This is a genomic window from Acidiphilium sp. (genome assembly GCF_049977125.1).
Lineage (GTDB): Bacteria > Pseudomonadota > Alphaproteobacteria > Acetobacterales > Acetobacteraceae > Acidiphilium.
The window spans coordinates 1-1,630 of sequence record NZ_JBMFGY010000358.1; the positions used below are offsets into that span (position 1 = coordinate 1).

1 protein-coding gene and 2 pseudogenes are annotated in these 1,630 nt (G+C 65.9%); all 3 read left to right on the plus strand.

Features of this window, described 5'->3' with window-relative positions:
* Positions 1–777, plus strand: a pseudogene (locus ACP5E6_RS19050) (hypothetical protein); the annotation flags it as partial.
* Complete coding sequence (locus ACP5E6_RS19055; RefSeq protein WP_427957066.1) at positions 774–1,232, plus strand: hypothetical protein; 459 nt, start codon at positions 774–776, stop codon at positions 1,230–1,232. The pseudogene ACP5E6_RS19050 and the gene ACP5E6_RS19055, both read left to right, overlap by 4 nt.
* A pseudogene (locus tag ACP5E6_RS19060) lies at positions 1,229–1,630 on the plus strand (type IV secretory system conjugative DNA transfer family protein); the annotation flags it as partial. The gene ACP5E6_RS19055 and the pseudogene ACP5E6_RS19060, both read left to right, overlap by 4 nt.

Sequence of the window (1,630 nt, forward strand, 5' to 3'; positions counted from 1 at the left end):
GTGTTCCGCTCGATCGCCGCCTATCTGCCACGCCGCCTCGTTCCGGTCGCCCCGAGCCTCCCCGCGCCTCTGCCGGCTGATCCAGCACTCCACCTCGGTGAATGGTTGATCTGCCATGGTCTGAACGAGAAGGGCGCGTTTCAGCTGGATCAGGCGGTCGCAGCACTCGAGGCGCAGCTCGGTCAGCCATGGAGCGGGATCGACCAGGCTCCCGCACCGGCGCGCATGATGATCGCTGTCTGCGGTTTGCATGCGTGCCGCCGGCGCAAGGAGGCTCAAGCGTTGCTCGGGCGGGTCTCGGAAAGCCTCGCCGACGACGCGGCAAAGGAGGACGGGGCAGGGCCGGCGCAACCACTTGTTCTTGGGTCTTCCATCATGGGCGAGGTCGATAAGATCCTTTCGGAAACCACGCTCCGCTCGGAGATCGACGGGGTTCTGCGTCAGCATGGCTTCGTGACCACCGCAGTCATGGGATTGCTGAATTTCGCGCGGGCGCGCGCCGGCCTTCTGCCGCCGGCACAGTTCAATTTTCTCAAGCTCGTCGACCGGAACCTCTGGTACGCGCTGCAATCGCTCGGCTTTCCCCTCTCCGAGACCGAGGATGGGCCGTTTCCCAATCCAAAGATCGAGGCGCTCGGCGCGCGGGCGCACTGGCAGACCGAACGGGCGGAAGGGGCCGCACTAGCCCTGCCGCATATCGAGATGGCGATCGACCTCATGGTCGCCCGGGTGAACGCGGCGATCGCCAAAAAACAGCCGCTGAAGGACCTCCGATGAACATCACGATCTCGCAGGATGGTGGCGCCATCATTCTCCGCATCGAGCCGGATGCCGGTGATCCGCCGGTAACGATCGGAGGGCTGGCCATGAGGGAGGGTTCCGGGGCAGGGGGCACGGCGAGCACGCCCGCGGCGATCTCCCGACGTTCCTGGGGGAATTCTCGACCAGTACGCTTGCTGGTGCTCGGCGTCGTGCTGGTGGGATTCATCCAGGTCGGGATGGTGGTATCGGGTGTGTCCCGTTCGCCAGTTCAGCCCAATGTGGCTATGGCGCCGATGTCTCTGTCCGGCGGCACGTCATCAGGCACCAAGGTAGGACATCAGGCAGTGCCGCCGGTAACCGCGATCGATGATGCGCTGACCGACGGCGCGAAGCCGATTGGCACGGGTCATCGACCGGCGATCGCGCCGGGATCAGCCGCCGCGCAGGCGCGGTTCGGGCTCGATCCATGATCCCGCGCGAAGTCAAAGGCCCGGAGGCCAATACCGAACGGGCCGGGCCGCAGCTGACCCGCGATATCCGCCCCGGATCGGTGCGGTTCCTGCAGGCATTGCAGACCCCGCTCAGCGGGTTTCTCCTGATCGCGGGCGGGGTCGGGTCGTTCTTCGCGCCGGTCATCCTCGATCCGGTCGTGGTTCTGGCTATTATCATCGCGACCTACGTGCTGACGCGCCCGACCATCCTGCCGATGCGCCTACCGAGCTACGCCCGCGGGCGCGACCGTAACCATCCCTCGCCTCGCGACCGCTCGCCACAGAAACCGGCGGGGATCTTCTATCTCGGGGCGGATTTTCGGACGGGGCAACAGATCTGGCTCACCAACGAGGATTGCCGCCAGCATGGCGTCGTC